Genomic DNA, 24,738 nt, shown 5'->3' on the forward strand with positions numbered 1-24,738 from the left:
CATTAGCGAAGGACGAGGCAGTAGTAGCATTTAAAAGTTTGTTGTATTCATTGAACAATATTTTGGGACACAAAATGTCAACTAATAACGATAAGAATATAATTTATTTAGCGATTTGGGGAATAGTGCTTGCCTTCTTTTGGGTATTGCTGTCTGGTTTCTTTACCCCGTTACTATTGGGTTTAGGCGCTTTATCGGTCATTTTAGTTGTCGCTTTGCTCTGGAAAATGAACAGTATCGATGGACAACTTCCTAGAATCCCCATTAATCTGAATTTCCTTAGCTATGTTATTTGGTTACTCGGGCAAGTGTTTAAATCAAGTCTCCAAGTGACGAGGCTTGTTTGGACAAACAGCACTAATCTACACCCTGTAATGGTGAAACTACCCATTGATCATATACCGCTAAAAACGAGAGTTCTTTACGCAAATTCTATTACCCTAACTCCGGGCACTTTGTCGATTGATATTGATGATGAACACATCACTGTTCATGCCTTAGAGCAACATTCAATAGCGGAGTTAGGATCTGGCGCAATGGCAAATAAAGCATCTTCACTTGTTAAGGGTGGTGACTAATGTGGGTTTTAATTGCAACGTCGATTGCTATGTTGTCAGTGATGGCATTGGCGTTGGCTCGGGCATTAAAAGCAGAAACTGTTTACGACCGAATTCTCGGGGTAAATATGTTTGGTACCAAAACAGCGCTTTTTATTGCGGTTCTTGGTTTTCTAGGCGGCCGTCCTGACTTTTTAGATATTGCCATTGTATACGCGCTGATCAACTTTATCGGCATGATTGCCGTGTTGCGATTTTTTGAGTATACCGCGTCAAATGAGTCAGACGATCCTGAGGAGTCTATAAAATGATATTAGACATTCTTAGTTCAGTTTTACTTATTAGCGGCGCTTTCTTTAGTGTGACCGGCGCCATCGGTCTTTTTAGGTTTCCAGATTTTTTTACACGAGTCCACGCTGCAAGCGTCACCGATTCGGTAGTTACACTTTTAATCGTTGCTGGTTTAATGCTCCGTACAGACTTTGATTTAGTGACAGTTAAACTGCTTATCATAGCCGTTTTCCTACTCCTAACTGGACCTACGGCTTCCCATGCGCTTGCAAAATCAGCCAGACATGGTGGCTTATTTACATTGCCAGAATCAAACGCCCGTGATGCTCAGTCAAAGGAGCGCGAATGATGAATGAATTTATTAATATCGTGCTACTGGGCATGTTGGCCATCACAGCGTTAGGGGTGATCTTTTTAAAGGATTTGTTTGCTGTTGTCATGCTCTTTGGTATTTACAGTTTCTTATCAGCGCTGATTTTCATCAATCTAGACGCAGTGGATGTAGCCTTCACTGAAGCGTCTGTAGGCGCTGGGATTACAACTGTCCTCATGTTAGGCACGCTTGCACTGACAGGCCGCAGAGAAAAGATTAATACGCGCCCTAAGTTACTTCCTTTATTGGTTGTTGTGTTGACCGGTGCGGTGTTGATTTATGGCACCATGGATATGCCAGCATTTGGCGATCCAAATAATCCGGCGCATCAACACGTTGCGCCTCGTTATATTGAAAAATCACCACAAGAAATTGGTCTACCCAATATGGTTACCTCGGTACTGGCTAGCTACCGTGCCTTTGATACGTTAGGCGAAACGGCCGTTGTCTTTGCGGCGGCCATTGGTGTATTTAGCTTGCTTGGTTTACCTAAAGCGCAATTAAACACGATGGCGTCGGGCCTCAAGTCTCATTTAGTATTACGAGTAATCGCTAAAATTATTATTCCCTTTACCGTTTTGTTTGCGCTGTATGTTCAATTTCACGGAGATTATGGCCCTGGGGGTGGGTTTCAAGCGGGGGTTATCGCAGCAGCTGCGATTTTACTTTATACCCTCGTCTTTGGGTTGCCTATTTCTGTTCAGGTCGTAAAGCCAGCACTTTTAAAGTTTTTGTCAGCACTCGGCGTCTTGATTTACGCTGGTACAGGTTTAGTAAGCCTCTTTCTAGGAGGAAATTTCCTTGATTACAACGTACTTGCCACCGATCCAGTGGCTGGTCAACATCTTGGGATTATATTGATTGAACTTGGGGTGGGAATAACCGTTTTTGCGGCGATACTTGCCATTTTCTATGCCTTTGCAAATCAAGCTGAACGGACGAATATTCAATGAGTTTTATTGCCGAACATTACAACTATTGGATTGTCATCGTATTAATGATGGCGGGATTTTATATCGTTATTGCGTCTAATAATTTGATTAAACAAGTCATTGGCCTGAGTATTTTCCAGACTTCGGTGTTTATGATGTATATATCAATTGGCAAGGTCTCAGGCGGTAGTGCGCCAATTGTAGCCGACGGAGTGACGAGCTTTTCAAACCCACTGCCCCACGTGCTTATTTTAACGGCGATAGTCGTCGGAGTTGCAACGACCGCCGTTGCATTAGCGCTAATTATTCGCATCAAGGCGCGTTACGGCTCTATTGAAGAAAATGAAATTGTCGATAAGGATAATGTCAGATAATGATTGAATTACACCTTGCGATCTTACCAATAATCTTACCGCTCATTGCGGCGCCTGTTTGTTTTATTTTAGGAAGAAGCCAATGGTGTTGGCTATTTTCGACATTAGTAAGTGGGCTTAGCTGCGCCGCATCAATTGGCTTGTTAATGACAACACTCGATCAAGGCGTAGTCAGTTATGCAGTCGGTGGTTGGCAAGCACCATGGGGCATTGAGATACGCATAGATGTCGCCAGCGCGCTCATTCTAAGCTTGGTGTCCGGGATTTCTACCTTGGTATTAATTTATGCCAACCAGAGTATTGCTAAAGAAATAGATACCGAGAAACATTCGCTTTTCTACACCGCACACTTATTGTGCCTTACTGGCTTGTCGGGGATTTTAAGTACAGGTGATGCCTTTAATTTATTCGTTTTTCTCGAGATTTCATCGTTAGCGACTTACACACTGGTTAGTCTGTCCAGAGACAAACGCTGTCTAATTGCTGCCTTTCGTTACCTTATCATGGGCACGATAGGAGCAACCTTTATTTTGATTGGTGTTGGCATGCTCTATATGAAAACCGGCACCCTAAACATGCTCGATCTGGCTGATAAAATCGCTTTAATTGAAGGTAACAGAACCCTTAATACTGGTCTGGCGTTTATTTTAATTGGGGTAAGTATCAAATTGGCGCTGTTTCCACTGCATATGTGGTTGCCTCCTGCATATACTCATGCACCATCAGCTGTTAGTGCTTTCTTAGCCAGCACAGCCACCAAAGTTGCTGTCTATGTCATGGTGCGCTTTATTTTTAGTATCTTTGGGGCGCAGTATGTATTTGAGACCATGAGTATGGATATCATTTTGCTCGTACTTGCCATCATTGCGATCTTTAAATGCTCATTTATGGCAACACTGCAAAGCAATATGAAATCGATGTTGGCCTATAGCAGTGTCGCGCAAATAGGTTACATGATTCTCGGGATTAGCCTGGCAACAAGTGCTGGTTTAATGGCGGGGTTACTGCATATTTTCAATCACGCATTAATGAAAGGCGTGTTGTTTATGGCACTTGGGTGCGTGGCCTATCGGGTCGGCTCAGTTGATATTAAATCTTTTAGAGGCCTTGGAAAAACTATGCCATGGACCATGGCTGCCTTTACTATCGCTGGCCTCAGTATCATCGGTGTTCCCCTGACAGCGGGGTTTGTGAGTAAATGGTATTTAGTCACCGCGGTCTTTGAACAACAACAGTGGTTGATTGGTTTTGTATTATTACTCGGTTCGTTACTTGCTGTTGTTTACATTGGCCGTGTGCTTGAAGCCGCCTACTTTGGCAAAGTATCGCAACAACAAGAAACCAATATAAAAGAAGCCCCTCTGATGATGCTAATTCCGATGTGGGTGTTGGTGTTAGCCAATATTTATTTTGGTATTGATACTTCAGTAACCGTTGGCGCTGCAGATGCCGCGGCGCAGTGGCTCAGCCAACCGCACAATACGGGGGCTAACTAATGAATATTTGGTCTGACATTTCACCTGAACAACTCATAAATATTGCGATAATCTTGCCGCTGATTGGCGCGGCACTCGTTATATTGTTGGGCAAGTACCCCAATATTCGAGAGACTGCATCGCTTGCCATCGCGACATTATTATTCACCGTGGTACTGAGCATTACTGAGAACACTTTTGCTCAAATTCCAATGACAAGTCATTGGATAACCATCATCCCAAACCTTTCGATAGCATTTAATGTAGAACCATTAGGCGTATTATTTGCGCTGGTTGCTAGCTTTTTATGGATAATCACCACGATATACGCGATTGGTTATATGCGAGGTCATAATGAGAAGAATCAAACACGGTTCTTTTGCTGCTTCGCACTAGCGATTGCTACCGTAATGGCGATTTGTTTCTCTGCCAATTTACTGACGCTATTCATATTTTATGAATTGCTTACTCTTTCAACCTATCCTTTAGTGACGCATGCAGGCAATGATGCAGCAAAACGCGGTGGCCGAATTTATCTCGGTATTTTACTTGGGACCTCGATTGCATTTTTACTGTTTGCCGTGCTTGCTACATGGGTAAGCGCTGGAACGTTAACCTTTAGCGCAGGCGGAATTTTCAATGAGAGTCAGTCTAAAGGACTCATTGCGTTACTGTTAGTATTGTTTTGCTATGGTGTTGGTAAAGCAGCCATTATGCCATTTCATCGCTGGTTGCCCGCTGCGATGGTTGCTCCAACTCCCGTAAGTGCGCTACTCCATGCAGTAGCTGTGGTTAAAGCAGGCGTTTTTAGTATATTAAAAATCATCATTTATATCTTTGGTATCGATAATCTCAGCCAAATCGCGACAACCGACTTTATGCTTTATATCGGCGCGGCTACGGTTCTGTTGTCATCATGCGTTGCCATCACCAAAGACAATTTGAAAGCGCGGTTGGCCTATTCAACCGTCAGTCAACTTAGCTATATTGTGGTAGGTGCATTGTTAGCGTCTTCGATTGCAGCTGCCGGTGCTAGCCTGCACATTGCAACCCATGCGGTGGGGAAAATCACCTTGTTCTTTTGTGCTGGTGCTATCATGGTAGCGGCTCATAAAAAGAGCGTCAGTGAATTGGTGGGACTGGGCCGACAAATGCCAATAACCATGATTGCTTTTGCCATTGGCTCAATGAGTATTATCGGTTTACCACCATTGGCTGGTACATGGAGTAAATGGTATTTAGTGGTTGGTGCACTTGAGAGCGACAAACTCATTATTGTCGCGGTACTTATGGTAAGTACACTGCTTAATGTTGCCTATTTATTGCCTATTCCGATAAAAGCATTCTTTAATCCATCGGACAGTAAGCAGCCCGCTTGGTCATGGTCGGAAGTGAAAGAAGCGCCGTTCCCGATCTTGCTTGCGTTATGTGTTACCAGCGTCGCTTGCTTAGCGTTGTTTTTCTTTCCACAACCGCTTATTGATTTGATCAATTTGATTCCTGACGTCTCAACTCATGTCACGGGAGGATCTTAAATGAACGATAATAAAGAACCAGCTGACTTTTTTGATAAGCCAGAAAACATTAAAAAGATGCTCAATATATTTTATGTTGTTTGTGCGCTGTTAGTCCTTGTCGACTTTGTTGTCCACCGTCATATCTATCACGACTGGGAAAATATCCCTGCCTTCTATGCGCTCTATGGCTTCGCTGGCTGCGTGGTATTAGTACTGATCGCAAAACTGATGCGTAAAGTGCTGATGAAAGAGGAAGACTACTATGATAAGTAGCCTTTCTACGATATTACCGCAATTACCACCCTTTGTACCGCTGTTAATAGGCGCTCTTGCCGCGATATTTTTGCGAGGTCACCTACGTAGCGTAATTATGCTCGTGACACCAATCTGGGGGGCATTGCAACTGGCAATACTTGATCCCGGTCTCTATTGGACATTTGAGTTCATAGGTTATCAACTAGAGCCAGTGCGAGTCGATAAGTTAAGTATTATTTTCGGCTATCTCTTTCACCTCGCAGCGTTTATTGCTGTGGTTTATGCGCTTCATCTTAAAGATACTATTCAACACGTTGCGGGACTGAGCTATGCGGCCAGTGCCGTTGGTGCTGTGTTTGCGGGCGATTTACTGACGTTATTTATCTTTTGGGAAACCTTAGCGCTAACCTCAGTATTTCTTATTTGGGCAAGGCGCACAGAGCGTGCTTATGGTGCTGGCATGCGCTATATCCTGATTAAAGTGCTCTCTGGGGTGTTATTACTTGCTGGTGCAATTATTTTTATCAACGAAACGGGCAGCGCTCGCTTTTCGGATATTGGTTTATCCCATGATGGTCTATTGGGCATTGGAGCTTGGCTGATTTTCATCGCGTTTGGCATTAAATGCGCCTTTCCATTTGTGCACAATTGGTTGACGGATGCTTATCCAGAAGCCACACCAACGGGCACCGTATTTCTGGCTTCATTTACCACGAAAGTGGCGGTGTACACTTTAGCGAGAGGGTTTGCAGGCGAAGAAATCTTAGTATGGATTGGCGTTACGATGGCTTGTTTTCCTATTTTCTATGCCGTCATTGAAAATGATCTACGCCGGGTACTTGCTTATAGCATGATTAATCAAATTGGTTTTATGGTGGTTGGCGTAGGCATTGGCACCTCACTGGCCCTTAACGGCGCGGTGGCTCATGCTTTTAATGATGTGATCTTTAAAGGCTTATTAATGATGAGTATGGGCGCTGTGTTACACATGACAGGTCGAATCAATGGCTCTGATCTTGGCGGTCTATATAAAAGTATGCCAAAAACGACAATTTTATGTATCGTCGGCGCAGCTTCAATTTCAGCCTTCCCATTGTTTAGTGGATTCGTCTCAAAATCAATGATCATGAGCGCTGCAGTGGCTCAAGGTTACGATGTTGTATGGCTACTATTACTGTTTGCTGCGGCAGGGGTATTTCATCACGCAGGCATTAAAATCCCCTACTTTGCATTTTTCGCTCATGATTCAGGTATTCGGACTAGTGAGCCACCGAAAAATATGCTTTTTGCCATGGCCATTGCTGCAACACTTTGTGTCGTCATTGGGACATTCCCAGCACAAACCGTTTACGCATTATTACCGTACAACGCGAGTTATTCGCCTTATGATGTTACGCACGTACTCACGCAATTACAGTTGCTGTTTTTCTCAGCGATGGCTTTTGTGTGGCTAAATCTGAAAAATATGTATCCGCCAGAGTTGCCTTCAACTAATCTCGATACCGACTGGCTTTATCGCAAACTTGCACCTAACTTTGTGGTGACCATTTATCGTGCTATCACAGGCGGCTTATCATCGATAGAGCTGCGTGTAACTACCTATATCAAGCAACTTATCGGTCACTCTTATGATGAAGAGAACGAGCAGCTCAAAGGGTATTTCTCTCGGTTGTGGCCGACAGAAACCATGGTCGTATGGGTTGCCCTGATGTTGGCAGGAATTTTAGTGCTTTATTATGTGTAGTTTAGCCAGTCAATTGACTGGCCAACTGCTTAACTAATCTCTGTTGAGGTTTCCCGTTCTCGATTCCATGCGTTGGGCTCAGAGGAATTAAAACGTGAAATGTTTTTTTCAGGGTCGCCTTTTAGCACGTAATATTCACCTTGATAAATCTTCCAGCGACAAAGATCAATCGGCGTAATCTCTGACGCGTTTATTGAATCAACTGCTTTTGATTTTTCAAGGCCAGCTGCGACGATCTCTGAGCAGAAAAATTTACTGAAATCTTCTTTGTTGTGGCCTAAATCTACATCACCAAACATCAATTTTTCCACCACATCGACTGCCGATGTCAGCGCTTGTGATAAGTCATAACTAAGATTCTTATCCGCTTGATTGTATAGAAATTCAAAGAATGCATTAACATCGAATCTACTCTCTCGCAGTTCGTCTGATAATGGTAACCACCAAACCTCACCGTCATAGTCGTCTAAGACTTGGCTAAATCGGCTAACACTCACTCCCTTCTTACCCGTCGACTCAATAATTTGATTGAAAAACAAACCGTTGTTGTCTTCGGTAATCTGGGTTTTTAAGATAACGCCAACATGGGATACATCTGAAAACGTTACCAATTTGATGATTTTTGAAAACGCACTAGAACCGCCAAAAGCGATAACATCACCGGGCTTCATGAGTTTCCGTGCTTGTTGATAATCAATAGAAATAGCTGTCATTCTTCATCCTTCCTTGTCATTAAAAAATGATATTGGCAGCTACTTTATTACTATTATTATTGAAAAACTAGTTTTAACGCATTAGGAATCGATACTTCTGGATTGGCCATATGATCGGCGTCGTCATTGATGGCAGTCACAAGCTTAATTCGTTGTGGCAATTGTGATTCTAAAAATGGTTTAAAGCCATCAAACGAGTTCTTAAAACGCTGACGCTCTTTGCCTCCAACGCTTAGATAAACAAATTCAAGTGACTTATTTTTTTAGAATATTTTTGATAAAGTCTTGGCTTAGCTTATCCGCTTTATTGGACGCATCAGGGATATTGCCAAAGCTGGGGTTAAATATAAATACCCCCTTAAACAAATCAGGATACTGACTTAATACATAAGAGGTAAATGCGCCGCCCCACGAATGTCCCATAAAGTAACGCGTGTCATTAACTGAATATTGCTGTTCGATCTTAGGGATGAGTTCGTTGGTAATAAATGATAGAAAGTTGTCTCCATTACCCGTGCGGCGGTTTTCGCCACGGCCAAGTTTTAGATAACTTGGCGTGAAATCATATCCTCGACGAATGTTGGCGATAGCAACGACAATTGGTGCTTGCTTGCCCCCCCTCTCCTGACAACTTTTCAACTTGTTGTGCGACTAATTCATCATCATTACCAGCGTCTAACATATAGATTACAGAATATTTTTTTGCTTCGTTTTTATCGTAGTCTGTCGGTAAATAGACAAAAAAACTGCGATTATCGTCTAAAACGTCAGACTTCAATGACTTCTGTTCTGCTGGCGATACAGCGTTCGCTAACGAACTCAAGAATAAACTGGCAGTAATTATCACGCTTGTTAACAATTTACTCATCCCAATTCTCATCTCAAATATATTGGAATGATTACAATACATTAGTAGCGCGCTATCGCTAGCGTAAATTTGTATAGAAATGTGTCACTAGGATTTTAAATCACGCGAATTTACCGATTGACTAGACCTATATCAACTAAGTGATCGAAGGTTAAAAAATTTAAAACAACGTTGATCTTTGTCAATTTGAGCGTATAGTTTCACTAATTACTGAAACTTCAGAAGGTCGCAATTAAATGATAATAGCACCAAAAATCGAGTCCTTTGTCATGCATTGTGGCGAGATGGGTAGTCGTTGGGGATTTAACCGTACCGTTGGCCAAATGTATGGTTTGATGATTATTAGCGAGCAGCCATTAACTGCAGTTGAAATTGCAGACACCCTTAATATTTCTCGCGGCAACGTCTCTATGGGCATCAAAGAACTTCAATCATGGCGACTCATTAGCATCAGTCACAAACCTAAAGATCGCAAAGAATACTATGCACCAGCCGGTTCTATTTGGGATATGGCAATCCGTGTTTTTGAAGAACGTCGCAAACGGGAAGTTGACCCTACTCTTTCAGTTTTACGCGACAATTTGCTTGATGAGCCCACTAACGCCAAAGAAACTTACGCACAACAACAGATGCTAGAGATCCACGACTTATTAGAGACCGTAACCCAATGGGCTGGCGAATTGCAGACGATGAACCCAGACAACCTTAATACACTCATGAAACTTGGCTCTGGTGTAAGTAAGGTGTTGGATATTAAGGATAAGCTATTGGCCAATAATAAATAGGAGGCTTCATGATTGAAGAAACGTTGATGTTATCGCGTATTCAGTTTGCAGCGAACATTAGTTTTCATATTTTATTTCCAACGATTACGATTGCACTCAGTTGGTTTTTAGTATTTTTTAAAATCAAAGCGAACATGACCGATGATCCCGTGTGGATGCGGATGTATCGATTCTGGGTTAAAATCTTTGCGCTATCCTTTGCAATTGGCGTCGTTACGGGCGTCACGATGTCGTTTCAATTTGGCACCAATTGGCCTCACTTTATGGAACGTGTTGGTAATATCGCAGGTCCATTATTGGGTTATGAAGTGCTCACCGCATTTTTTCTCGAAGCATCATTTTTAGGAATTATGCTTTTTGGAATTAAGCGTGTGCCACCTGTTGTACATACAATAGCCACTATCGTTGTTGCCATTGGTACCAGCTTATCGGCATTTTGGATTCTTGCTCTCAACTCTTGGATGCAGACTCCGCAAGGCTTTGAAATGATTGATGGCGTTGCGTTTCCAACTGATTGGTGGGCAATTATTTTTAATCCATCATTTCCTTATCGCTTAATGCATATGTTAATTGCGTCAGGACTCACCGCATCTTTCTTGATTGCTGGTATTAGCGCTTATCGATTACTGAAAGGCGATAATAAACGGGCGCTGACTAAAGCATTAAAGATAAGTTTAACAGCGGCATTAATTCTAACAACGTGTCAGGTTTATGTGGGTGATATTCATGGGCTAAATACCTTAAAACACCAACCACAGAAAGTCGCGGCGATGGAAGGTGTTTGGGAAACTCAAAAAGGGGTTCCATTATTACTATTTGCGATGATTGATGAAGAGAACCGTGAGAATCATTTTGAAATCGCGATTCCTAATCTAGCAAGTTTTATTCTAACCCATGATATGAACGGTAAGATAAAAGGACTTAACGAGTTCAAAGGAAATCACCCGCCTGTGGCACCGGTGTTTTATGCGTTTCGCTTAATGGTTGGCCTAGGATTCCTAATGCTGGCTGTTGCGTGGACTGCCCGTATCTGGCTAATGAAACGTAACGAATTGCCACCTTGGATGTTAAAAGTGCTGGTGTTGATGACTTTCTCAGGGTGGATTGCGACGCTCGCTGGTTGGTATGTGACAGAAATTGGCCGTCAGCCTTGGTTAGTTACTGGTGTGCTATCTGTTCGAGATGCGGCTACTGACATCGCCCCCGAGAATGTGATGATTTCACTTGTAGCCTACTTGGTTATCTATGTTGTGGTGATGTGGGCTTATCTACATACGTTACTCACGATGTCGCGGCGAGCAATTGAAGTCGAAGAAATTAGTGACAACGAATACTATTCATCTCCAATGGTTAAGAAGGAAGCATAAGTTGTTTGAACAAGAACCCTTAGCGATAATCTTCGCCGCATTAATGGCGTTAACCGTTATTTTATATGCGATTCTGGATGGTTATGATCTTGGCGTTGGTATGTTAATACCACTCAAGGACGAGCAACAAAGCGACACGATGATCGCATCTATTGGTCCATTTTGGGATGCCAACGAAACTTGGCTGGTGATGGCGATGGGACTTCTCTTTATTGCTTTCCCATTAGCCCATTCAATTGTATTTAAAGCGTTGTATTTACCAACCTTAGTATTGTTGATCAGCCTGATTCTTAGAGGTATTGCTTTTGACTTTAGAGCGAAGGCGTTATTTGCCCACAAGCCGTTATGGGACCGCGCCTTTAAGTTCGGTTCGCTTTTTGCGGCGCTCAGTCAAGGCTACATGTTAGGTCAATATATTGTTGGTTTTGACAGCAGCGGTATGTCGATTCTATTTAGCCTCATTAGCGCGGTGGGCGTCGCCATTGCTTACACGCTGATAGGTGCTGCGTGGTTAATCATGAAATGTGAAGGTGAACTGCAAACTCGCGCAATTAAGTGGTTCTATAAGGCGCTTTTCGTAAGTTGGTTGGGTGTGATTGCGGTATCTATCGTCAACCCTTTGGTCAATGATGCTGTGTTTAATCGCTGGTTAACAACTCCGGCGTATTGGATTTTGCCTATCTTATGCGGACTTTGTTTTGTGGTTGCGTTGTTCGAAATTCGCAAGATGATTGCTAGAAAAGCAATTAATGAATCTGATGATAGTCGCTGTTGGAGTCCATTTGCGTTAACTGTCGCGATTTATCTTCTGTGTTTTGTAGGTATAGCACTTAGTTTTTACCCAGACATTGTGCCAGGTCAGCTAACAATTTGGGAATCTGTTGCTGCGCCGCAAGCGCTCAATTTCATTTTGTGGGGGGCAATCATCGTGATCCCGACAATCATTTTATATACCATTTTTTCTTACCGAGTGTTTTGGGGCAAAGTATCTCCATTGCAATATTATTAGCACAAAAAAATGGCGCTTAATGAGTTAAGCGCCATTCCAGTCAATTAAATATTTATTCTATTCTACTTCTAACATTTCACGTTTATCTTGTGACCAAGTTACGTGATATTTTTTACCTGCTAGTTTATCCACTCGTTCAAATGTATGTGCGCCAAAAAAGTCTCGTTGAGCCTGCAACAAGTTCGCTGGCAATGTTTCCATACGATAAGAATCATAATAGGCCAACGCTGAACTAAACGCGCCGCAAGGAATGCCATCGATGGTTGCTTTTGCAATCGCTTGACGCCAGTTATGCTGATGCTTTGCAATCTCACCTGCGAAGTATTCGTCGAGTAGTAAATTACCTAAGTCACTATCGCGATCATAAGCGTCAGTGATCTTTTGTAAAAAGGCTGCGCGAATAATACAACCAGCACGCCAAATTTTCGCGATTGAACCAAAATCAATTGGCCAATTTTGTTCACGCGCTGCCAATTTAATTAACTGGAAACCTTGCGCATAAGCGACAATCTTAGAACAGTACAGTGCGTCATGGACTTGCTCTATGATACTGGCGTGCTCAGTGGTTTTAACAGGTGTGATTTCCGGACCTTTGAGTAATTTAGCGGCTCGAATACGGGCATGTTTGAGCGTTGATAAAGAACGAGCAAACACAGACTGCGCGATGGTCGTCGCTGGCGCGCCAACTTGTAATGCACTAACAGCAGTCCATAGTCCAGTGCCCTTTTGACCTGCCTTATCAAGGATCACATCAACTAATGGTAACTTTGTTTCTTCGTCAAACTCACGAAGGACTTCGGCACTGATTTCCATCAGGTAACTGTTTAATACTCCGTTATTCCATTGCTCAAATATCTCAGCAATTTGAATTGGGGTCATTTTGAGTGACTCACGCATGATGTGGTATGCCTCGCATATCATCTGCATGTCAGCGTATTCAATACCATTGTGAACCATTTTTACATAATGACCGGAACCCGCTGGACCAATATAAGTTGCACAGGGTTCGCCAACCGTTAATGGTTGGTCATGGCTAGTGCGCTCTAATGCGCGACCAGTCTCAGGATCAACTTTAGCAGCAATGGCATGCCAAACCGGTTCAATTCTCGCCCATGCATACGGATCTCCGCTTGGCATTAATGAAGGACCAAATCTAGCGCCGACTTCCCCACCTGAAACGGCCGTTGTGAAGAAATTAAATTTACCGCGATAGCGTTTTTCTCGCTCGACGGTATCAGTCCACAAGCTATTACCGGTGTCGACAATAATATCGTCAGCTTTAATTCCTGCGTCAATTAACTTACCACATACGTCATCAACGGGAGCACCGGCCGGAATCGAGAGAATAATAAGATGAGGTGCGGTCAGCTTGCCTAACAGTTCTGTAAATAAATGACATGGCACGATACGAGGACTGTCTGTGGTATTTTCATTGGCGTCTGCCGCCAAAACGTCATCGACCTTCTGGTGATCTAAATCGAAAGCAGCAATTGTGTAACCGTTATCAGCAAGGTTTAACGCAAGATTTTTTCCCATCACGCCCAAACCAATAAACCCAATGTCACAATGCGCATTTTGTTCTGTCATTTTCATACCTTAATGCAGAGGATGGATAGATTGGCGCGGATTATAACTTAATTATGATGTAAAAATAATACTAACTTTAGAAATTATTAAACTAAATGCAAGGCTAATAATGTGCTCAACATCATATTTATGCTTTTAGCGTTAAGCCTTTGTGTAATTAAGTTACATAACTGTGATATTCCTACCAGATAACACGTTATTTAAAGTTAGCTTTATTATAAAATTGCGGACAATAAATATTATTGTCATCAAGTTAATATTCACGCTATATTATTTTGACATTTTTTTACTTAAGCGATTGAAGTATGAACCAATTATTAGATCTTGATTTTATGGTGACCTTGCTAGGCCTTTTTGGGATCGCAGTATTTGCGGTGTCGGGCGCATTAGATGCGGCACGTAAGGAAATGGATATACTGGGATTTATGTTAATTGGTACGGTGACAGGTCTAGGCGGCGGTACAATTCGTGACGTGTTATTAGGGAACGTGCCAGTTTATTGGATCATGGATGCAACCTATGTTGGCCTCTGTATGCTCATGTCATTAATGACCTATTTCGTCGCTCCTATGCTCGAATCACGAACTAAAGCATTGATTTGGATGGATGCTTTAGGACTGGCGCTATTTTGTGTAACAGGCACTCAAATCGCTGCATCACTTGGTGCGCCGCCGCTTATCTGTGTTTGTATGGGCGTTGTAACGGCATCATTTGGCGGTATTATTCGCGATGTTCTCTGTGGCTATGATCTGGTGCTTAGTAACCGTGAACTCTATGTAACCACAGCCGTGGCCGGCGGCTCTATCTATTGGTTATTACATTGGGTTGGTGTTGTAGAAAGTATTGCTATGTTAGGCGGGTTCTTAGCAGCGTTCGGTTTGCGAAGCGCTGCCATCATTTGGGGATTGTCACTCCCCTCATATCAGTCAAAACGTTAGCACTAGATATTAATGGTGAGTTTGTCTAGTTCAAATTCTTGATCCATCAACTGGCCTATGATGTTGACGCCACATAAATGGTGCGCATACTGCATGTGGAGACAACGTACTTTTGTCCAATTGGTAATGCCGCCGATACCATATTGATCGAACAGTTTTATGTATCCTAGTTCTTCAAGGCGCGCTCTATCTTCTGGTAACATGGCGTCCCAACGGGCTTTAACGTATTGCTGGTGATTTTTATAAAATGTTTCCCTTAAATCGTCTTCTTCCATGATGCGCTGTTCAATATGCTTGGTCCAGCCATTAGTCTCAATCTTATTAATGGCTTTATGAAGATCTTTAGAACACAACCAGTACATAGTCGGAAATGGTTTATCCGCCACTAAGCTTCGTGTTTGTAAAACCGTTGGGATTTGGTTTTCCATCTGATGAGCTATCTTAATAATTCCACGAGGCGTACGGCCTAGTTGTTGATTAATAATTTCTAATTGATGTTCAGTAAGTTGACAATTTGACATTGAAATAGATTCTTTTGGTAAATTTCGCGAGATTATACCGATATTTTTTGTGGTTTTAACTGAAATTGTTGTATGTTCTGGTAATATTCGCGGCATTAATTTGATCGTAGTAACATTGAAGGGTAAAAATTGCAGTTAAAAGATATTGATAAAGCGACCTATCGCCAGCATTTTAAGTACACTACTTTTGCAGTGATTGCAGCATTGATGATTGGAGCGCTGAGTATTTCATCAATCTTGATTCTTTTCGTCGGTGATGTTGACGGCAGTAACTTCAATCTGAATTTAGCAGGGGTTATTATTAGTGTTGTTATCCTTGCTATCGTTGCTAGTCAGATAAAATCAAAGCCGTACTTTGCTGAGATACTCTACGTATCGCGTTTGAAATTTGAGCTTTCTCATATCAATCGCAAGTTAAAAGCCGTTGAAAAATCGGCAAAGAACAACAACACTACAGCATTTGATGTTCTTGCTTTTTATTACCAAGCCACACGACAAGTTTGGACCCTCGACGATAATACGCTTACGATAAGTGAATTAAACAGTAAAGAATCAATGTTTTTTGACCAAATAAATCAAGTAAACTTTCAAGCGGACGCTAACCGTTATTCTCGTGATCTATTAACGCAATTTTCTTAAGGATTTTACGTGCATCAGTTAACCAACGAACAAGAACAACAACTATCCCATTGGCTTGTCGACCAAGCGCCTAGTCAAACGCTGTGTTTAAATGCCGTCAAAGGTTATTTGTTTGCCGTCATAGCAAGCCCTGATCCTATTGAAGTTAACGATTGGCTGCCCATTATTTTTAACGCAGAAACTGACAGCATTCCCGATGAGATCACGATGATTTTGGCGCAGTTGTACAATCACACCAGTGACTTGGTGTTTGATGAAGGATATAAACTCCCGAAAGTCTTAGAGTTCTCTCAAGAAATGGTTGAAGCTAACTTCCTTAGTGGTCACCCGTTACACGAATGGAGCTATGGTTTTGCGTGCGGCGCGAATTTTTATTCAAACAAATTACTCGATAACCTTACCGAAGAATCTGAAATTCTGGAATCGTTTACGCTTGCTATAATGGCATTAACGTTTTTTGCAGACCGTCAGATGGCTCAAGAAGTTGTCGATAGCCAAGATGATAGTAATCTATCCGTGTTTGCGCCAATTATGTATAGCATGATTGGTGATTTGGTTCCTGAATATGCACAACTCGTTGAACAAGCGGCATTAAGCACAGGGCTATACGATTTTGAGGAATCAGAAGGTTGGGGTGAAGAGTAGTACTTTTTATCTATCTTCTGCTAAACTTTAATTACCGACCTATTGTGATGAGGTGATATATGCATTTAGACCTTGATATTCATAACTACTATGAAAAGTTGATGATAGAACATCTGATTTCCCATCCTGAGTACAGTGAGTTTGACAAAGAGTTTATGGCTGATGTTTGTTGTCACGCTTTAACCCAGCTCCCTGCTCGCTATATCCGCCATGAAATTGATATGTCGTTTTATCTAAGCTCTTACGATCGACTTAACATGGATTATCAAGTTGATAAAGCGGTGAAATCTGCCATTGCATATTTACACAATAAAGCGCAGCATCGACCTAACGCTGCACGGTAATCGACTGTTCGAAGTATTGAGTTTTCCCGTTTTCTTGCCAGGTCAATGATAAGCGCCATTGCATCACTGGCAAAGCACAGGCGCCGAGTAAAACTTTAGTCGAATATGCCGTCAAATCCTGATTATTCGACGTAAAAAACAACGGTACTTTACCCATATCCATCGAAATTCCGGTAAGCTCTCCCTTAATATTTGAGACGGGTTGATCAAATGTGATCCCAACATCAAAGAGCGTTTCAGCATAAAGCTCCTGTGGAATAGTTAGAGCCAATGAATCGCTCTGGAATGTATTGATTTTATGGATGTTCTCAGTTTTGTCTACGGTGTCGTAACATCCCGTAAGAATAAGTAAACTGGCTAGTATAATCGGCTTCATTTCACTACTTTTTTAATTTTTATGGTCGGATTATAGCGATATTTTTGCAACTTTTTGCGTATAAAAACGTCAGTTAGTTAATATTTGTCAAAATATTTCAGAATTCTCCCTCTTCAAATTTCATCTTTGATCTAAATCAAGCTACAATACTGCCGTTTTAACGTATGATAGCGCTGCAAATTAGTCATGGTCTAACCGTAATGAAACCATCATTAATGTAGCACGGGTCCTTATGCATTTTTATAAAAATAAATAAGGTTTACAGCCGAAACTTTGAGTTCGGCATTCACAAGCAAATGTAAGCACTGGAAGCAATAAGATGAGTCACACAACTCCATCACACGCTGATTATAACTACACTGTTGTCCGCCAATTCGCGATTGCCACCGTTATTTTGGGAATCGTTGGTATGGCAGTGGGTGTATTTATTGCAGCACAGCTATACTGGCCAAGTTTAAACTTTGACACACCTTGGTTAACCTTTAGTCGGTTACGTCCGCTACATACTAATGCCGTAATTTTCGGTTTTGGTACAAGCGCCCTTTTCGCAACGTCTTATTACGTTGTTCAACGCACCTGTCAAGTCAGGTTATTCAGCGATAAAATCGCCAGCTTCACCTTTTATGGGTGGATGGCAATCATCGCGTCAGCTGTTATCACTTTACCACTTGGTTATACCTCGTCTAAAGAATACGCTGAACTTGAATGGCCAATCGATATCGCGATTGCGGTAGTATGGGTAGCTTATGCTGTCAATTTCTTTGGCACATTAATGAAACGTAAAACATCGCACATTTATGTCGCTAACTGGTTCTACGGTGGTTTCATCCTAGTTGTTGCTGTACTACACATTATCAATAGTGCTGCGATACCTGTATCTTGGTTGAAGTCTTATTCTGCTTACGGCGGTGCTACGGATGCTATGGTTCAATGGTGGTACGGCCATAATGCCGTAGGTTTCCTATTGACTGCTGGTTTCCTAGGTATGATGTATTACTTCGTTCCTAAGCAAGCTGAGCGCCCAGTATATTCTTACCGTTTATCTATCGTTCATTTCTGGGCACTTGTTGCACTTTACATTTGGGCGGGTTCACATCACCTTCACTACACTGCGTTACCTGATTGGTCGCAAACTGTAGGTATGGTTATGTCTGTTATCTTATTTGCTCCGTCATGGGGTGGTATGATTAACGGTATCATGACGTTATCTGGTGCATGGCATAAACTGCGTACTGACCCTATCTTACGTTTCTTAATCGTTTCTTTATCATTCTATGGTATGTCAACGTTTGAAGGCCCGATGATGGCAATCAAAACAGTGAATGCGTTATCACATTACACTGATTGGACTGTTGGTCACGTTCACTCTGGTGCTTTAGGTTGGGTTGCTATGGTTTCTGTCGGTGCGTTGTACCACATGATCCCACGTCTATACGGTAACACTCGTATGTACAGCAAATCTTTAATTAACACTCATTTCTGGTTGGCAACAATAGGTACTGTATTGTACATCGTTGCAATGTGGATCTCTGGTGTTATGCAAGGTCTAATGTGGTCTGCTGTAAACTCTGACGGTACATTAACTTATAGCTTCGTTGAGAGTGTTGAAGCATCAATGCCATTCTACCTAATGCGTGCGATTGGTGGTGCATTCTTCCTAACTGGTATGTTAATCATGCTATACAACGTGATTAAAACTGTTACTGCGCCGAAAGGTTCATTAATCGAAGAAGAAGCGTAAGGAGCATACGATGTTTAAAAAATTAAATCATGAACGCGTAGAAAAGAACGCTGGCCTACTTGGCGTCTTTACTATCCTTGCGATTAGCTTTGGTACTTTGGTTGAAATTACACCAAACCTATTTCTTGAAGAAACGAATCGCCCTATTGATGGTATGAAGCCGTTAACGGCTCTTCAGTTTGAAGGCCGTGATATCTACATCCGTGAAGGCTGTGTACAGTGTCATTCTCAAATGATCCGCCCATTCCGTCATGAAACAGAACGCTACGGTCATTATTCTCTAGCTGGTGAGTCAGTTTGGAATCACCCATTCTTATGGGGTTCTAAGCGTACTGGGCCTGATCTAGCTCGTGTTGGCGGTCGTTATAGTGACGCGTGGCATGAAGCTCATCTACTTGACCCTCGTGCCGTAGTGCCAGAGTCAAATATGCCAGGTTTCCCTTGGTTAGCTGAGAACACGTTAGATGGCGAATTAACGGCAGACAAATTGAGCATTTTCAAAAATTCGTTTGACGTTCCGTACACTGATGCAGACATTGCAGGTGCTAAAGAGGCTGTTAAAGGCAAAACTGAGCTTGAAGCGTTAATCGCTTACCTTCAATCACTTGGCACTAACTTAAAATAGGAGTTCCCATGGATTACGGTACATTTCGTGGCATCGTAACAGTGGGAATGCTGATCTTGTTTATCGGCATTTACGCTTGGGCTTACAGCTCACGACGCAAAAAAGGCTTTGATGAAGCAGCAAACCTAGTATTTGCTGATGAGCAACCGAAACAGAAAGATAAAAATCAGGAGAAGAGTACACATGAGTAACTTCTGGAGTGCTTGGATTATCGCTGGATCATTAATTGTTGTTTTTGGCTGTGCATATTTATTACGCATGGTTATCGTTGACACAATGGGTGACGAAGGCAAAGAAATGCCACATGAATTTGATGGCATTGTAGAGATGAATAACCCATTACCGCGCTGGTGGACAATTATGTTCGCTGTGAGCATAGTGTGGGGCTTGGGTTATTTCGTATGGTTTGGTCTTGGTGGTTACGAAGGGGTCGTTGGTTGGAAGAGTGCAAATAAAGAGTACTATTCACTAGCCGATGTTAAAGCAGCTAATGCTAAAACTCGTGAAAACAACGAAATCAATCAATACGTCAACGAATTAGACACAGCGGATGCAGTTTACGGTAAAACGTATGCTAAATTTGCAGCACAATCAGTTGAAGAACTGATGGAGAACGAACAAGCGCTAAAAGTTGGTCAACGTTTGTTTATTCAGAACTGTGCGCAGTGTCATGGTAGTGATGCACGTGGTCAACGCGGCTTCCCTAACCTAACTGATACTGATTGGTTACACGGTGGTAGTTTCGCTAAGATCAAAGAAACTATCAACGTTGGTCGTGATAGCCGTAGCATGGTTTCATGGAAAGCTGCACTTGGCGGAGACGAAAGCGTTAAGGACGTAGTAACTTACGTGCGTAGCCTAAGTGGCCGTAAAGTAAATGCTAAAGACGCCGCTGCAGGTAAACTGAAGTTTGGTATCTGTGCTGGTTGTCATGGTATTGACGGTAAAGGTAATCAAGCACTTGGTGCACCTAACTTAACAGATAATATTTGGTTATACGGCGGTTCTACTGCTGCTATTACTGATTCTGTTGCAAACGGTCGTATCGGTGTAATGCCTGCTTGGGGTGAAATCTTAGGTGAAGATAAAGTACATGTTATCTCTGCTTACGTTTACAGCCTATCTAACAAAAAATAAATTTTGTTGAATCGAATAGGGCTTCGTAAAACTACGAAGCCCTATTTTTTTAAAGTATATTACCGTTAAACAAGGCCAAGTTTAACGTCAATATATTTAAACTTCGGAGTCTTAAGTGAGCACTATTAAACCTTGGTATAAGCAGTTTTGGCCGTGGGTCTTGATTATCCTTCCAATGTGTGCGGTTGTTGCCAGTGTTACTACCCTTTTTATTGCCATTGACAATAAACCAGATATGGTTGTTGAAGATTATTATAAAAAAGGAAAAGCGATAAACGTCGACTTAACCCGATTAGAAAATGCATTTCGCTTAGCCTTAAAATTTCGTTTAAGTGTTGATGGTAACAAAATCAAGTTAACGCAAACCTTTGGCGAAAAGCAAAGTGCTGCACTTAAATTGAATTTTATTCATCGCACACAACAAGCAAAAGATTTTGATTTGTTGCTAACAGCCAACAGTGCTGGCCACTATGAGTTCGTCTTAGACGAAGCATTGAGTGGAAAATGGACCATTCATTTGGAATCGTTTGATGCGAAATGGCGTATACAAACTGTCGATAAATTTCCAAGCGAATACGATACCCTTCTCGACTCATTTGCTAACCGCTAGTCAATGAGCAATAAAGCACAAGATTGTTTTCACTGCGGCGAATCCATCCCCACCGGATTCGTCGATACAGTAGAAATTGACAATAAAGCCCGTGATATGTGCTGCGTTGGCTGCGTTGCTGTCGCTCAGGCTATTGTTGATAATCAATTAACTGGCTACTACCGTCACCGCAGTGAAAAAGGCGCCAGAGGCGTTGAGCTTGTTCCTGATGAACTTCGAAATCTCCAGTCTTACGATCTTACTGAAATCGAACAAGAATTTACCTATCAAAGTGGTGAATCAAAAGAAGTCATTCTAACCGTTGAAAATGTCAGTTGTGCTGCTTGTGCTTGGTTGATTGAGCGTAAGCTTGCGACATTAGATGGCGTAGAACAGTGCAGTGTTAATACGTCTAGTGCACGACTGAGTCTCAAATGGCATCATCAATCGCTTAAATTATCCGATATTTTGTTAGCATTAGCGCAAATTGGTTATAAGGCTTACCCCTTCAAAGCGGATGTTGCTGAGCAAAATGAAGTAGCCAATGCAAAGGCTTATCTTCGTCGCCTCACCATCGCTGGCCTGGCAACCATGCAAATCATGATGTTTGCCATGGCGTCTTATTTTGATGTCGGTGGCGCTAGCAGTCTAAGTGACGGTTTAGAGGGTTACTTTAGATACGTAAGTTTGCTGTTAGCGCTGCCTGTTGTTTTCTATTCTAGTTTACCCTTTTATCAAAATGCTTTTAGCGCATTACTCGCCAAACGGCTGAATATGGACGTTCCCGTGTCGATTGCAATATTGCTTGCCTTCGCCGCAAGTGTCTACGCAACCGTTTCTGAGCAAGGCGATGTGTATTTTGAATCGGTATGTATGTTTGCGTTTTTCCTATTATTGGGGCGATATCTTGAGCAAGCAGCAAAACGTAAAGCAGCACAAAGTAGTAGTAATTTATTACGTTTAATTCCATCCACTGCAACGTTAATAGATGCCAATGAATTCTCCAGTGTTCCAGCAAAGACATTAAAGCGAGAACAACGCGTACTGGTAAAACCTGGAGAGGTGATTCCTTGTGACGGCGTTATTGCCGTGGGACGGACTTCTTGTAATGAGGCTATTTTAACGGGTGAGCAACTCCCCGTCTCAAAATTAGTTGATGACTGGGTGTTTGCCAGCACAATTAATAATGATCAGGCCATTGAAGTTATTGTCAAAGAAGAGCGTGATCAGCAATTAATTACCAAAATTATCGATTTACAAGAGCAAGCTGCCAATGACAAACCTAAGCTCGCTACTTTAGCGGATACACTTTCTCAATACGTAGTCGTCGGTATATTAGTCCTAGCAACTGCTACCTACGTAGGTTGGTATTTTGTAGCACCAGAACATGCATTGTGGAACGCGTTAGCCGTATTAGTAGCCACCTGCCCTTGTGCGTTAAGCCTTGCCACACCATCTGCCTATACAGCTGCTACAACCAGACTTCAGCAATTTGGCCTGTTGGCAAAACAAGGAAAAACGTTAGATACATTGACGCATATAAACCATATTTGTTTTGATAAAACGGGGACATTGACGACAGGCGAATTTTCAATAAACGCCATTTCATCAGAGAGAAACACTGATGAAATATTAGCAATTATCGCTACCATAGAAGCTCATTCTAATCATCCGATTGCACAAGCGTTTTCATCCCATTATGATGTATTACTAGAAGCAAAAGACGTGAATACTGTCCAAGGAAGTGGGATTAGTGCAATGGTTGAGGGTTGCAGGTATTTTGTAGGGAGTCAGCGTTTCGTTGAACATCATTGTGGGGCAAGCGCGCAGCATAGCCCAATGGAATGCAGTAATCATAGCGTCGTTATTTTCTTAGCGGATGAACACACAATCATTGCTCGTGTAGAGTTAAGCGATCAAATTCGCAGTGAAAGTAACGCATTAATTAGCAATCTGCATGACCAAGCAATCAAGACTTCAATGCTAACCGGTGATAATTCGGCTAACGCAGACTATGTGGCACAACAGCTCGCTATTGACGATATTAAACAAGGCCAGAGCCCCACTGACAAACTTACCTACTTGAAAGACTTGCAACAACAAGGTTCAATAGTCGCTATGTTTGGCGATGGCGTCAATGACGCACCTGTATTGAGTCAAGCTCACTTGTCTTTTGCGATGGGCACCGGTGCAGACATTGCTAAATCATCGGCTGATATTGTCATACTACATAATGATTTGTCGGCAATTGCGAAATCTATAATACTGGCTAAACGGACCAAGCGTGTTATTAAGCAAAATTTTTGTTGGGCACTCGGATATAATCTCACCGCAGTTCCTTTTGCTATCGCCGGCTATTTACCGCCGTATGTCGCCGCTATAGGCATGTCAATCAGCTCTATTATCGTAGTGAGCAATTCATTGCGATTATTGAAGGTTAAATAATGAATATTATTTTAATACTAATACCCGTTGCTATCGCCATCATTGCATTGGCAGGCTACGTCTTTATTTGGGCGGTGAAAAGTGACCAATTCGAAGATCTCGATCGCCAAGGTTCAAATATTTTATTTGATGATGACGCGCCAACAAAATCAGACGATAAGAACAGCGCCAACGAATGAGTGATTACGACTTTTGGGCCGCTTTGACTGTTGGTTTGTTAAGCGCTGGGCATTGTTTTGGTATGTGTGGCGGTGTCGTTGGTGCATTTTCTGCAAACTTACCACTACATCATCGGCTGAGCCATGTTCACCGCATTCAATACGTACTAGCCTATAATATCGGGCGCATTGCCAGCTATTGCCTCGCGGGGGCGCTCATTGGCTATTCTGTCGGTTACTTTGCGCTTAAATCTTCCATCTTGTTATATGTCTTGCAACTTATAGCTGGGATCATGTTGGTTTCCATCGGATTGTATTTGGCCAATTGGTTTAACTTAGTTCGCAAAATCGAGGTGATAGGCAAACAGCTTTGGCCAATCATTTCACCTATTGCTAATAAGTTTGTCCCCTTCAAAAGCCCCCTCAGTGCGCTGCCATTTGGAATGATTTGGGGTTGGTTACCTTGCGGCCTAGTTTACAGTACGCTGACTTGGTCAGCGGCGTCTGGCTCGGCTGCGTCGGGTGCACTCATTATGCTTGGTTTTGGCTTAGGTACACTCCCCGCATTATTCAGTATGGGATATTTTTCCCAACAATTAAAAACGTTACTCACCAATAAATATGTTCGTGTAATCAGTGCCTTGGTCATTATTAGCTATGGTCTATTCATGATCAGTAAAACCTTACTCAGGTTTCTAAATTGATTTCGCTCAACGTAATTTATGGTGGTAAT

Annotated in this window: 30 protein-coding genes; 24 read left to right on the forward strand and 6 right to left on the reverse strand. The window is 42.2% G+C overall.

Annotation, left to right across the window (positions count from 1 at the left end):
• Positions 1-74: 74 nt before the first annotated feature.
• Genes ACMAZF_RS09755 through ACMAZF_RS09795 form a run of 9 tightly spaced genes read left to right on the forward strand, consistent with a single transcriptional unit; the run spans position 75 to position 7,518 of the window.
• Complete coding sequence (locus ACMAZF_RS09755) at positions 75-578, forward strand: Na+/H+ antiporter subunit E (protein WP_435273675.1); 504 nt, start codon at positions 75-77, stop codon at positions 576-578.
• Positions 578-868, forward strand: coding sequence for a monovalent cation/H+ antiporter complex subunit F (locus ACMAZF_RS09760; RefSeq protein ID WP_435273676.1), 291 nt, complete (start codon positions 578-580; stop codon positions 866-868). Before ACMAZF_RS09755 ends, ACMAZF_RS09760 begins: the two co-directional genes overlap by 1 nt.
• The gene (gene mnhG, locus ACMAZF_RS09765; RefSeq protein ID WP_435273677.1) at positions 865-1,197 is read left to right on the forward strand and encodes a monovalent cation/H(+) antiporter subunit G; all 333 of its coding nucleotides are present in this window, start codon (positions 865-867) and stop codon (positions 1,195-1,197) included. The genes ACMAZF_RS09760 and mnhG overlap by 4 nt, the downstream gene beginning before the upstream one ends.
• Positions 1,194-2,174, forward strand: a complete 981-nt coding sequence (locus ACMAZF_RS09770) for a DUF4040 domain-containing protein (protein WP_435273678.1) — start codon at positions 1,194-1,196, stop codon at positions 2,172-2,174. The genes mnhG and ACMAZF_RS09770 overlap by 4 nt, the downstream gene beginning before the upstream one ends.
• Positions 2,171-2,527 carry a cation:proton antiporter subunit C gene (locus tag ACMAZF_RS09775; protein ID WP_435273679.1) on the forward strand — a complete coding sequence of 119 codons (357 nt, stop codon included), beginning with the start codon at positions 2,171-2,173 and terminating at the stop codon, positions 2,525-2,527. Before ACMAZF_RS09770 ends, ACMAZF_RS09775 begins: the two co-directional genes overlap by 4 nt.
• Positions 2,527-4,023 (forward strand): monovalent cation/H+ antiporter subunit D family protein, encoded by a 1,497-nt coding sequence (locus ACMAZF_RS09780; RefSeq protein ID WP_435273680.1) that lies wholly within the window; start codon positions 2,527-2,529, stop codon positions 4,021-4,023. The genes ACMAZF_RS09775 and ACMAZF_RS09780 overlap by 1 nt, the downstream gene beginning before the upstream one ends.
• On the forward strand, positions 4,023-5,537 hold the full coding sequence (locus ACMAZF_RS09785) for a proton-conducting transporter transmembrane domain-containing protein (RefSeq protein ID WP_435273681.1): 1,515 nt from the start codon (positions 4,023-4,025) through the stop codon (positions 5,535-5,537). The genes ACMAZF_RS09780 and ACMAZF_RS09785 overlap by 1 nt, the downstream gene beginning before the upstream one ends.
• Complete coding sequence (locus ACMAZF_RS09790; protein WP_435273682.1) at positions 5,538-5,792, forward strand: hypothetical protein; 255 nt, start codon at positions 5,538-5,540, stop codon at positions 5,790-5,792. It begins immediately after the preceding gene.
• Positions 5,782-7,518 (forward strand): Na(+)/H(+) antiporter subunit D, encoded by a 1,737-nt coding sequence (locus tag ACMAZF_RS09795; RefSeq protein WP_435273683.1) that lies wholly within the window; start codon positions 5,782-5,784, stop codon positions 7,516-7,518. Before ACMAZF_RS09790 ends, ACMAZF_RS09795 begins: the two co-directional genes overlap by 11 nt.
• 29 nt (positions 7,519-7,547) lie before the next feature.
• Here the strand turns inward: ACMAZF_RS09795 and ACMAZF_RS09800 are convergent, their stop codons facing one another.
• The 3 genes from ACMAZF_RS09800 to ACMAZF_RS09810 form a co-directional block, all read right to left on the reverse strand.
• Positions 7,548-8,231 carry a hypothetical protein gene (locus tag ACMAZF_RS09800; RefSeq protein ID WP_435273684.1) on the reverse strand — a complete coding sequence of 228 codons (684 nt, stop codon included), beginning with the start codon at positions 8,229-8,231 and terminating at the stop codon, positions 7,548-7,550.
• Between the two features lie 255 nt (positions 8,232-8,486).
• Positions 8,487-8,870, reverse strand: a complete 384-nt coding sequence (locus ACMAZF_RS09805; RefSeq protein ID WP_435273685.1) for an alpha/beta fold hydrolase — start codon at positions 8,868-8,870, stop codon at positions 8,487-8,489.
• The gene (locus tag ACMAZF_RS09810) at positions 8,794-9,099 is read right to left on the reverse strand and encodes a hypothetical protein (RefSeq protein ID WP_435273686.1); all 306 of its coding nucleotides are present in this window, start codon (positions 9,097-9,099) and stop codon (positions 8,794-8,796) included. The genes ACMAZF_RS09805 and ACMAZF_RS09810 overlap by 77 nt, the downstream gene beginning before the upstream one ends.
• A 236-nt stretch (positions 9,100-9,335) precedes the next feature.
• On the opposite strand from ACMAZF_RS09810, the gene ACMAZF_RS09815 reads away from it, so the two are divergent.
• The 3 genes from ACMAZF_RS09815 to ACMAZF_RS09825 are packed head-to-tail and all read left to right on the forward strand — an operon-like array spanning position 9,336 to position 12,260.
• On the forward strand, positions 9,336-9,884 hold the full coding sequence (locus tag ACMAZF_RS09815; RefSeq protein ID WP_435273687.1) for a GbsR/MarR family transcriptional regulator: 549 nt from the start codon (positions 9,336-9,338) through the stop codon (positions 9,882-9,884).
• 11 nt (positions 9,885-9,895) lie between these two features.
• The gene (locus tag ACMAZF_RS09820) at positions 9,896-11,251 is read left to right on the forward strand and encodes a cytochrome ubiquinol oxidase subunit I (RefSeq protein WP_435277222.1); all 1,356 of its coding nucleotides are present in this window, start codon (positions 9,896-9,898) and stop codon (positions 11,249-11,251) included.
• A gap of 1 nt (position 11,252) precedes the next feature.
• The gene (locus ACMAZF_RS09825) at positions 11,253-12,260 is read left to right on the forward strand and encodes a cytochrome d ubiquinol oxidase subunit II (protein WP_435273688.1); all 1,008 of its coding nucleotides are present in this window, start codon (positions 11,253-11,255) and stop codon (positions 12,258-12,260) included.
• A gap of 57 nt (positions 12,261-12,317) precedes the next feature.
• Here the strand turns inward: ACMAZF_RS09825 and gndA are convergent, their stop codons facing one another.
• The gene (gene gndA / locus ACMAZF_RS09830) at positions 12,318-13,847 is read right to left on the reverse strand and encodes an NADP-dependent phosphogluconate dehydrogenase (RefSeq protein WP_435273689.1); all 1,530 of its coding nucleotides are present in this window, start codon (positions 13,845-13,847) and stop codon (positions 12,318-12,320) included.
• A 305-nt stretch (positions 13,848-14,152) separates the two neighbouring features.
• On the opposite strand from gndA, the gene ACMAZF_RS09835 reads away from it, so the two are divergent.
• Entirely contained in the window at positions 14,153-14,785 is a 633-nt protein-coding gene (locus tag ACMAZF_RS09835) for a trimeric intracellular cation channel family protein (RefSeq protein ID WP_435273690.1), read from the forward strand.
• Positions 14,786-14,787: 2 nt separating this feature from the next.
• Here the strand turns inward: ACMAZF_RS09835 and ACMAZF_RS09840 are convergent, their stop codons facing one another.
• The gene (locus tag ACMAZF_RS09840) at positions 14,788-15,306 is read right to left on the reverse strand and encodes a DUF501 domain-containing protein (RefSeq protein WP_435273691.1); all 519 of its coding nucleotides are present in this window, start codon (positions 15,304-15,306) and stop codon (positions 14,788-14,790) included.
• A gap of 129 nt (positions 15,307-15,435) precedes the next feature.
• On the opposite strand from ACMAZF_RS09840, the gene ACMAZF_RS09845 reads away from it, so the two are divergent.
• Genes ACMAZF_RS09845 through ACMAZF_RS09855 form a run of 3 tightly spaced genes read left to right on the forward strand, consistent with a single transcriptional unit; the run spans position 15,436 to position 16,934 of the window.
• Complete coding sequence (locus ACMAZF_RS09845; protein ID WP_435273692.1) at positions 15,436-15,945, forward strand: DUF3087 family protein; 510 nt, start codon at positions 15,436-15,438, stop codon at positions 15,943-15,945.
• A 9-nt stretch (positions 15,946-15,954) separates the two neighbouring features.
• On the forward strand, positions 15,955-16,590 hold the full coding sequence (locus ACMAZF_RS09850) for a UPF0149 family protein (protein ID WP_435273693.1): 636 nt from the start codon (positions 15,955-15,957) through the stop codon (positions 16,588-16,590).
• Between the two features lie 59 nt (positions 16,591-16,649).
• Complete coding sequence (locus tag ACMAZF_RS09855; RefSeq protein ID WP_435273694.1) at positions 16,650-16,934, forward strand: late competence development ComFB family protein; 285 nt, start codon at positions 16,650-16,652, stop codon at positions 16,932-16,934.
• Here ACMAZF_RS09855 and ACMAZF_RS09860 read toward each other — a convergent pair.
• Positions 16,918-17,310, reverse strand: coding sequence for a hypothetical protein (locus ACMAZF_RS09860; RefSeq protein WP_435273695.1), 393 nt, complete (start codon positions 17,308-17,310; stop codon positions 16,918-16,920). The genes ACMAZF_RS09855 and ACMAZF_RS09860 overlap by 17 nt on opposite strands.
• 319 nt (positions 17,311-17,629) lie before the next feature.
• Here ACMAZF_RS09860 and ccoN point away from each other — a divergent pair, with 319 nt between their 5' ends.
• The 8 genes from ccoN to ACMAZF_RS09900 all read left to right on the forward strand — a co-directional run bounded on the left by ccoN (position 17,630) and on the right by ACMAZF_RS09900 (position 24,709).
• Positions 17,630-19,051: a cytochrome-c oxidase, cbb3-type subunit I gene (gene ccoN / locus ACMAZF_RS09865; protein ID WP_435273696.1), complete on the forward strand. Its 1,422-nt coding sequence runs from the start codon at positions 17,630-17,632 to the stop codon at positions 19,049-19,051.
• 10 nt (positions 19,052-19,061) lie between these two features.
• Positions 19,062-19,676, forward strand: coding sequence for a cytochrome-c oxidase, cbb3-type subunit II (gene ccoO, locus ACMAZF_RS09870; RefSeq protein WP_435273697.1), 615 nt, complete (start codon positions 19,062-19,064; stop codon positions 19,674-19,676).
• 8 nt (positions 19,677-19,684) lie between these two features.
• Positions 19,685-19,867 carry a cbb3-type cytochrome oxidase subunit 3 gene (locus tag ACMAZF_RS09875; protein ID WP_435273698.1) on the forward strand — a complete coding sequence of 61 codons (183 nt, stop codon included), beginning with the start codon at positions 19,685-19,687 and terminating at the stop codon, positions 19,865-19,867.
• The gene (gene ccoP, locus ACMAZF_RS09880) at positions 19,860-20,813 is read left to right on the forward strand and encodes a cytochrome-c oxidase, cbb3-type subunit III (protein ID WP_435273699.1); all 954 of its coding nucleotides are present in this window, start codon (positions 19,860-19,862) and stop codon (positions 20,811-20,813) included. The genes ACMAZF_RS09875 and ccoP overlap by 8 nt, the downstream gene beginning before the upstream one ends.
• Positions 20,814-20,928: 115 nt before the next feature.
• Positions 20,929-21,423: a FixH family protein gene (locus tag ACMAZF_RS09885; protein ID WP_435273700.1), complete on the forward strand. Its 495-nt coding sequence runs from the start codon at positions 20,929-20,931 to the stop codon at positions 21,421-21,423.
• 3 nt (positions 21,424-21,426) lie between these two features.
• Positions 21,427-23,847, forward strand: a complete 2,421-nt coding sequence (locus ACMAZF_RS09890) for a heavy metal translocating P-type ATPase (RefSeq protein WP_435273701.1) — start codon at positions 21,427-21,429, stop codon at positions 23,845-23,847.
• The gene (gene ccoS, locus ACMAZF_RS09895; RefSeq protein ID WP_435273702.1) at positions 23,847-24,026 is read left to right on the forward strand and encodes a cbb3-type cytochrome oxidase assembly protein CcoS; all 180 of its coding nucleotides are present in this window, start codon (positions 23,847-23,849) and stop codon (positions 24,024-24,026) included. Before ACMAZF_RS09890 ends, ccoS begins: the two co-directional genes overlap by 1 nt.
• Complete coding sequence (locus tag ACMAZF_RS09900) at positions 24,023-24,709, forward strand: sulfite exporter TauE/SafE family protein (RefSeq protein WP_435273703.1); 687 nt, start codon at positions 24,023-24,025, stop codon at positions 24,707-24,709. The genes ccoS and ACMAZF_RS09900 overlap by 4 nt, the downstream gene beginning before the upstream one ends.
• Positions 24,710-24,738 lie beyond the last annotated feature (29 nt).

This window comes from Psychrobium sp. nBUS_13, assembly GCF_051201665.1.
Classification (GTDB): Bacteria; Pseudomonadota; Gammaproteobacteria; order Enterobacterales; family Psychrobiaceae; genus Psychrobium.